This window comes from Streptomyces sp. YS-3 (assembly GCF_045257485.1).
Taxonomy (GTDB): Bacteria; Actinomycetota; Actinomycetes; order Streptomycetales; family Streptomycetaceae; genus Streptomyces.
Genome location: NZ_JBJHPC010000393.1, coordinates 1 through 6,929, shown reverse-complemented (window position 1 = coordinate 6,929; position 6,929 = coordinate 1). Strand labels below are relative to the sequence as shown.

The following is a 6,929-nucleotide window of genomic DNA, read 5'->3' as shown; positions in this document are numbered from 1 at the left end:
GATCTTGCCAAGGGGAGGGCGGGGAGGTCGAGTTCGCGTTCGGCGGCGTGCAGCGTCGGTCCCTGGGGCAACCGCTGTGTCCCGGATCAGGCGCGTCAGAGCTGTTCCCCGAGTGACATCCTGGAATCCGGATCGGCGAAGGGGAGTCGGGTTCATGCGGTGGACCGTCCATGGCGAACGGCAGATCTATGACAACCCCTGGGTCAACCTGTGGCTCGTGGACGTCCAACAGCCCGACGGCCGTCGCTGGGAGCACCACGTCGTCCGTATGCGGCACCTGGCGGTGGCGGCCGTGGTCGACGACCGCAAACGGGTCCTGATGATGTGGCGCCACCGGTTCATCACAGACACCTGGGGCTGGGAACTTCCCATGGGCCTCATCGAGGCGGATGAGACACCGGAGCAGGCCGCGGCTCGTGAGGTGGAGGAGGAGACCGGCTGGCGGGTCGAGGCCATGAAGCCCCTCGTCTACGCCCAGCCCGCGAACGGCATCACCGACTCCGAGCATCACGTCTTCCGGGCGGACGGTGCCACGTACGCGGGCCCGCCGACAGAAGTGAACGAGTCGGACCGGATCGAATGGATCCCGATCTCGGAGATCCGGGGAATGATCGACCGCCGGGAGATCGTCAGCAGCGGCAGCTTGGTCGGCCTGCTCTATCTGCTGTTGGACGAGGCAACGAAGGCTCTCGGCTAGCAGAGGGCTTCACGCGTCCGATGTCGGGCCCGGACCCATGGCCCGCCCGGAGGTGTTCGCCATGTTTCGGGTACGCGTGAGGGCCGCCATCCACGGGGAACGGCGGCCCTCATGTGCGTGCCGGACGGCCGGGGCCCGGCCCCGGCCGTCCGACGACGTTGTTTCTAGATGTCGAAGTACAGCTCGAACTCGTGCGGGTGCGGGCGCAGCTGGATCGGGGCGATCTCTGCCGTGCGCTTGTAGTCGATCCACGTCTCGATCAGGTCGGACGTGAAGACGCCGCCCGCCTGGAGGTACTCGTTGTCGGCCTCCAGGGCCTCCAGCACCGCCGGGAGCGAGGTCGGGACCTGGGGGACGCCCGCGTGCTCCTCGGGGGCGAGCTCGTACAGGTCCTTGTCGATCGGCTCGGCCGGCTCGATCTTGTTCTTGATGCCGTCCAGGCCCGCGAGGAGCAGCGCCGAGAAGGCGAGGTACGGGTTCGAGGACGGGTCCGGGGCGCGGAACTCGACGCGCTTGGCCTTCGGGTTCGAGCCCGTGATCGGGATGCGCATCGCGGCGGAGCGGTTGCGCTGCGAGTACACCAGGTTGACCGGGGCCTCGAAGCCGGGGACCAGGCGGTGGTAGGAGTTCACCGTCGGGTTGGTGAAGGCCAGCAGCGACGGGGCGTGCTTGAGGATGCCGCCGATGTAGTAGCGGGCGGTGTCCGACAGGCCCGCGTAGCCCTGCTCGTCGTAGAAGAGCGGCTCGCCGCCGGTCCACAGGGACTGGTGGACGTGCATGCCCGAGCCGTTGTCGCCGAAGATCGGCTTCGGCATGAAGGTCGCGGTCTTGCCGTTGCGCCAGGCGACGTTCTTCACGATGTACTTGAAGAGCATCAGGTCGTCGGCCGCGGCCAGCAGCGTGTTGAACTTGTAGTTGATCTCCGCCTGGCCGGCCGTGCCCACCTCGTGGTGCTGGCGCTCGACCTGGAGGCCGGACTTCTCCAGCTCCAGGGAGATCTCGGCCCGCAGGTCGGCGAAGTGGTCCACCGGCGGGGCCGGGAAGTAGCCGCCCTTGTAGCGGACCTTGTAGCCGCGGTTGTTCTCCGTGGACCCGGTGTTCCAGGCGCCGGCCTCGGAATCGATGTGGTAGAAGCTCTCGTTCGCCGACGTCTGGAAACGGACGTTGTCGAAGACGTAGAACTCGGCCTCGGGGCCGAAGTACGCCGTGTCCGCGATGCCGGTCGACGCGAGGTAGGCCTCGGCCTTCTTGGCGATGTTGCGCGGGTCGCGGCTGTACTGCTCGCCCGTGATCGGGTCGTGGATGAAGAAGTTGATGTTCAGCGTCTTGTCGCGGCGGAACGGGTCCAGGCGCGCGGTCGACAGGTCGGCGCGCAGCGCCATGTCGGACTCGTGGATCGCCTGGAAGCCGCGGATCGACGAGCCGTCGAACGCCAGCTCCTCGGCCGGGTCGAACGCCGTCGCCGGGATCGTGAAGTGCTGCATCACGCCGGGAAGGTCGCAGAACCGGACGTCGACCATCTTGACGTCGTTGTCGGCGATGTACTTCTTGGCGTCGTCGGCGTTCTGGAACATCCAACTCCTCCTACTCCCGTCCGGGGGAGACGGGGTTGTAGCTCGTGGTGCGGCCAGTGCGGTGGCACACGCTGGACCCGACCATAGGCAGGCGGGATTTCTCAAGCGTGACCCGTTTGTTTCGCCCAAGTTAACCGGGGCTCGGGCCGAGGTCACACCAAGACCCGTACAAATCGGATATACCCGGGCCTCTGGGCCATCCCGGGGGCCGGGTCGCGTACACCGGCCGGTACCGTGGAAGCGTGGACAACAGGCAAGCAATCGGATCGTGGCTCTCCGGGCCCAAGGCGGCGGCCGAGGAGATGGGCATCGACTTCGGTTACCGGGGCGAGCAGCTCGGTCTGCCGGAGGAGGGGCCGGGCGCCATCGCCCCCCTGGGCCGGCGCTTCGGCGCCATCTTCATCGACTGGGCGGTGAGCGCCCTGATCGCATACGGGCTGCTCGCTCACCGTCAGCTCCACCTCACCAACAACTGGGCGCTCGTCGTCTTCCTGGTGATGAGCATCCTGACCGTCGGCACGGTCGGCTCCACGCCCGGCAAGCGCCTCCTGGGCCTGCGGCTGATCGCGGAGGGCGGCGGGCGGCTGAGCTTCCCCCGCGCCCTGCTGCGCAGTGTGCTGCTGTGCCTGGCGATCCCCGCCCTGGTCTGGGACCGGGACGGCCGCGGCCTCCACGACCGCCTCTCGCGAGCGGTCCAGGTCCGGATCTAGGACTGCAAAAGGAAGGGGCCCGGCGGAACCTCTCGGTTCCGCCGGGCCCCTTCCCGTCCGCCTGGGCGGAGGGTCAGCGCGCCTTCCCGCCGCGCGGCATCCGCATCCCCTTGGGCATCGGCCCCTTGGGAAGCGGCATGTTGCTCATGAGGTCGCCCATCGCCCGCAGCCGGTCGTTGGCCGCGGTGACCTGCGGCCCCGCCAGGACGCGCGGGAGCTTGAGCAGGGTGGTGCGGAGCTTCTTCAAGGGCACCTGGCCCTCTCCGTCGCCGACCATCACGTCGTGGACGGGGACGTCCACCACGATCCGCGCCATCTTCTTCTTCTCGGCCGCCAGCAGCGACTTCACCCGGTTCGGGTTGCCCTCGGCCACCAGCACGATGCCGGCCCTGCCGACCGCCCGGTGCACGACGTCCTGGCTGCGGTTCATCGCCACCGCCGGGGTCGTCGTCCAGCCGCGGCCGATGTTCTGCAGCACCGCCGCCGCGGCCCCCGGCTGTCCTTCCATCTGCCCGAAGGCAGCGCGCTCGGCACGGCGTCCGAAGACGATCGCCATGGCGAGGAAGGCCAGCAGGAAGCCGAGAATGCCCAGGTAGATGGGGTGACCGATCAAGAACCCGAGCGCGAGGAGGACGCCGAAGGTGACGATTCCCACTGCCGCGACGACGAGACCGACCTTCGAGTCGGCCTTGCGGGTCATCTTGTACGTGAGGGCGATCTGCTTCAGTCGCCCGGTGTTCGCAGTAGTGTCTGCGATTTCCTTCCTCGCCATGAACCGAAGTTTACGTGGCCTAGGACCGACGGCTAGCCACGGCCTCCAGTACGTCCTGGGCCTCGGTCCGGTCCTTGGCGCGGCGGCGGTCCTCCAGGACCGCCGTCCAGGCGTTGCGGCGGGCCGTGCGCTGGCCGGCGGCCAGCAGGACGGACTCCATGGCACGCAGCGCGTCGGTGACGGACGGGAGCGCGGTGGCGCGTACGGTCGTCGCGGACTGCATCATGGGGTCCTCCCTAGGACAGGACAAGCAGCGGGGCGTGCACGCGGGCGCACACACGGGGAGCGTGCGCGGTGCGTGAAGACAGCGTCACTGACTGGTGTTACCAGGGCGTGTCCGGACGGTCAAACGGGAATGAAACCTTGACGCGCGCCGGAGAAACAGCGACGCGGCCCCCGCGCCCCTCCTACCTGCGGAGGGCGCGGGAACCGCGTCGAATCGGCCATTACCGGCCGGTAATACTTTGTGCGCGAATTCACACGCCTGCGGGGGCGGCCTCGGCGGAGGTCCCGGAGACGGTGCCGACGGCGGCGGCCCCAGCCGAGGCCTTCGCGCCCCGCCGCTCCATCGCCTGCTGGAAGAGCCGCCCGGCGCGGTACGAGGAGCGGACCAGCGGGCCCGACATCACACCGGAGAAGCCGATCTCGTCGGCCTCCTCCTTCAGCTCCACGAACTCCTGCGGCTTCACCCAGCGCTCCACGGGGTGGTGGCGCACCGACGGCCGCAGGTACTGCGTGATGGTGATCAGCTCGCAGCCGGCGTCGTGCAGGTGCTGGAGCGCCTCGCTGACCTCCTCGCGGGTCTCGCCCATGCCGAGGATCAGGTTCGACTTGGTCACCAGGCCGTAGTCGCGCGCCTGGGTGATGACGTCGAGCGAGCGCTCGTAGCGGAAGCCGGGGCGGATGCGCTTGAAGATGCGCGGCACGGTCTCGACGTTGTGCGCGAAGACCTCGGGGCGGGACGAGAAGACCTCGGCCAGCTGCTCGGGCACCGCGTTGAAGTCCGGGGCCAGCAGCTCGACCTTGGTGCGGCCGTCGGCGCGGTCCGCCGTCTGCGCGTGGATCTGGCGCACGGTCTCCGCGTACAGCCAGGCGCCGCCGTCCGCCAGGTCGTCGCGGGCGACGCCGGTGATGGTGGCGTAGTTCAGGTCCATGGTGACCACGGACTCGCCCACCCGGCGGGGCTCGTCGCGGTCGAGCGCCTCGGGCTTGCCCGTGTCGATCTGGCAGAAGTCGCAGCGCCGGGTGCACTGGTCGCCGCCGATGAGGAAGGTCGCCTCGCGGTCCTCCCAGCACTCGAAGATGTTGGGACAGCCCGCCTCCTGGCAGACCGTGTGCAGCCCCTCGCTCTTCACCAGGCTCTGCATCTTGGTGTACTCGGGGCCCATCTTCGCCCGGGTCTTGATCCACTCGGGCTTGCGCTCGATGGGGGTCTGGCTGTTCCGGACCTCCAGGCGCAGCATCTTGCGTCCGTCGGGTGCGACTGCGGACACGACGTGCTCCCTATGACTTCGATTCTTCGGCGGACACCAGGGTACGCCCGTTATTTGCGTGGCATTACGTCTGGCCAACCCATGGCCAGAGGGGCGCATTCCCGTTTCCCGGGTGCGCCCCGGCGTACTAGGCGGTAGCCCGCTCGATCTCCCGCGGCGCCAGTTCCGCGTGCTCCAGGATCTCCTTGAGGTGCTTCTCGGCGACCGGCAGGACGTCGGCGATCGTGATCTCGCGGCCCAGTTCGTACGAGAGCGAGGTCACGCCCGCGTCGCGGATGCCGCACGGCACGATCCGGTCGAACCAGGTGTTGTCCGGGTTCACGTTCAGCGCGAAGCCGTGCATGGTCACACCCTTGGCGACGCGGATGCCGATCGCGGCGAGCTTACGGTCCTCACGGCGCTGGCCCGCGTTCGAGGGGGCGTACTCCGGGCCGTTCAGCCGCGGGTCGAACTCCTCGTCGGTGAGCCGCGGGTCGAAGTCGAGGGAGAGACCGCCCGGCCGGGGGCGCTGCTCGACGGGGTCGCCCAGCACCCACACCCCGCTGCGGCCCTCGACCCGGGTGGTCTCCAGACCGAAGTCGGCGGCCGTACGGATCAGGGCCTCCTCCAGGCGGCGCACGTGGGCGACCACGTCCACCGGGCGCGGCAGCTTCTGGATCGGGTAGCCGACGAGCTGCCCCGGGCCGTGCCAGGTGATCTTGCCGCCCCGGTCCACGTCCACCACCGGCGTCCCGTCCAGGGGGCGCTCGCTGGGATCCGTGCGCCGGCCCGCCGTGTAGACCGGCGGGTGCTCCACGAGCAGACAGGTGTCCGGGATCTCGTCGGCGAACCGGGCCGCGTGCACCCGCCGCTGCTCGTCCCAGGCCTCCTGGTACTCGACCGCGTCGTCACCGAAACCCAGTCGGACAAATCGCAGCTCGTTCACGCCGGCTCCTCACCCAGTGCATCCATGCGCCTCAGCCACTGTACGACCGCGTTCGACGGCAGCGTGCGGCGGGCAGAAACGGCACCTCCTCACACGATCGGATGAATGCGGGGCGAAGGCGGCGGTCAGGGCGTTATTGGCCGCTAAATTCCCCCCGTTCCATGAGGGCTGCCCGCTTGGCCCGGAAGGCAGGAGATCGCACAGCTGATGACGGAACGACCCGCGCAGCGCACACCCAACCGACAACTCGCCGCGCTCATCGCGGAGGCAGGATTCTCCAACGCGGGGCTCGCGCGCCGCGTGGACCAGCTAGGCCTGGAGCACGGCCTGGATCTGCGGTACGACAAGACGTCGGTGACCAGGTGGCTGCGCGGGCAGCAGCCACGCGGCACCACGCCCGCGCTGATCGCCGAGGTGTTCACGCGGCGCCTGGGGCGCAGACTCTCGGCCCAGGACCTGGGGCTCGACGCATGTGCGCCGGTGTACGCCGGGCTGGAGTTCGCGGCGACCCCGGAGGAGGCCGTCGACATCGTCAGCGGTCTGTGGCGCAAGGACTCCGGCAGCCACGTCGAGCTCCGGAAGATCGCCTTCACCCCGGCCGGGCTCGTGGTGCCCAGCCGGGACTGGCTGATCGGACGCGCCGACGAACGCGTGAGCCACGGCGACCCCACCCTCACCGAAACCCAGTCGGACAAATCGCAGCTCGTTCACGCCGGCTCCTCACCCAGTGCATCCATGCGCCTCAGCCACTGTACGAC

Annotated in this window: 7 protein-coding genes and 1 pseudogene; 3 read left to right on the top strand and 5 right to left on the bottom strand. The window is 69.1% G+C overall.

Translation table 11 applies throughout. The features are described from left to right. Positions 1-154: 154 nt before the first annotated feature. Entirely contained in the window at positions 155-697 is a 543-nt protein-coding gene (locus tag ACJA3G_RS26120) for an NUDIX hydrolase (protein WP_406555493.1), read from the top strand. A gap of 164 nt (positions 698-861) precedes the next feature. Here the strand turns inward: ACJA3G_RS26120 and glnA are convergent, their stop codons facing one another. Continuing rightward, positions 862-2,271 (bottom strand): type I glutamate--ammonia ligase, encoded by a 1,410-nt coding sequence (gene glnA / locus ACJA3G_RS26115; protein WP_406555492.1) that lies wholly within the window; start codon positions 2,269-2,271, stop codon positions 862-864. 242 nt (positions 2,272-2,513) lie between these two features. Between glnA and ACJA3G_RS26110 the strand changes: the two genes are divergently transcribed. Beyond that, positions 2,514-2,981, top strand: coding sequence for an RDD family protein (locus ACJA3G_RS26110; RefSeq protein WP_406555491.1), 468 nt, complete (start codon positions 2,514-2,516; stop codon positions 2,979-2,981). Between the two features lie 73 nt (positions 2,982-3,054). On the opposite strand, the gene ACJA3G_RS26105 is transcribed toward ACJA3G_RS26110, so the two are convergent. The 4 genes from ACJA3G_RS26105 to lipB all read right to left on the bottom strand — a co-directional run bounded on the left by ACJA3G_RS26105 (position 3,055) and on the right by lipB (position 6,171). Then, a complete protein-coding gene (locus tag ACJA3G_RS26105) occupies positions 3,055-3,753 on the bottom strand; it encodes a DUF4191 domain-containing protein (protein WP_406555490.1) in 699 nt (232 codons plus the stop codon). 19 nt (positions 3,754-3,772) lie between these two features. Continuing rightward, positions 3,773-3,976, bottom strand: a complete 204-nt coding sequence (locus ACJA3G_RS26100) for a hypothetical protein (RefSeq protein ID WP_406555494.1) — start codon at positions 3,974-3,976, stop codon at positions 3,773-3,775. A gap of 253 nt (positions 3,977-4,229) precedes the next feature. Next, positions 4,230-5,246 carry a lipoyl synthase gene (gene lipA / locus ACJA3G_RS26095; protein ID WP_406555489.1) on the bottom strand — a complete coding sequence of 339 codons (1,017 nt, stop codon included), beginning with the start codon at positions 5,244-5,246 and terminating at the stop codon, positions 4,230-4,232. Between the two features lie 127 nt (positions 5,247-5,373). Beyond that, a complete protein-coding gene (lipB, locus tag ACJA3G_RS26090; protein WP_406555488.1) occupies positions 5,374-6,171 on the bottom strand; it encodes a lipoyl(octanoyl) transferase LipB in 798 nt (265 codons plus the stop codon). A 207-nt stretch (positions 6,172-6,378) separates the two neighbouring features. Between lipB and ACJA3G_RS26085 the strand changes: the two are divergent. Next, positions 6,379-6,929, top strand: a pseudogene (locus tag ACJA3G_RS26085) (hypothetical protein); the annotation flags it as partial.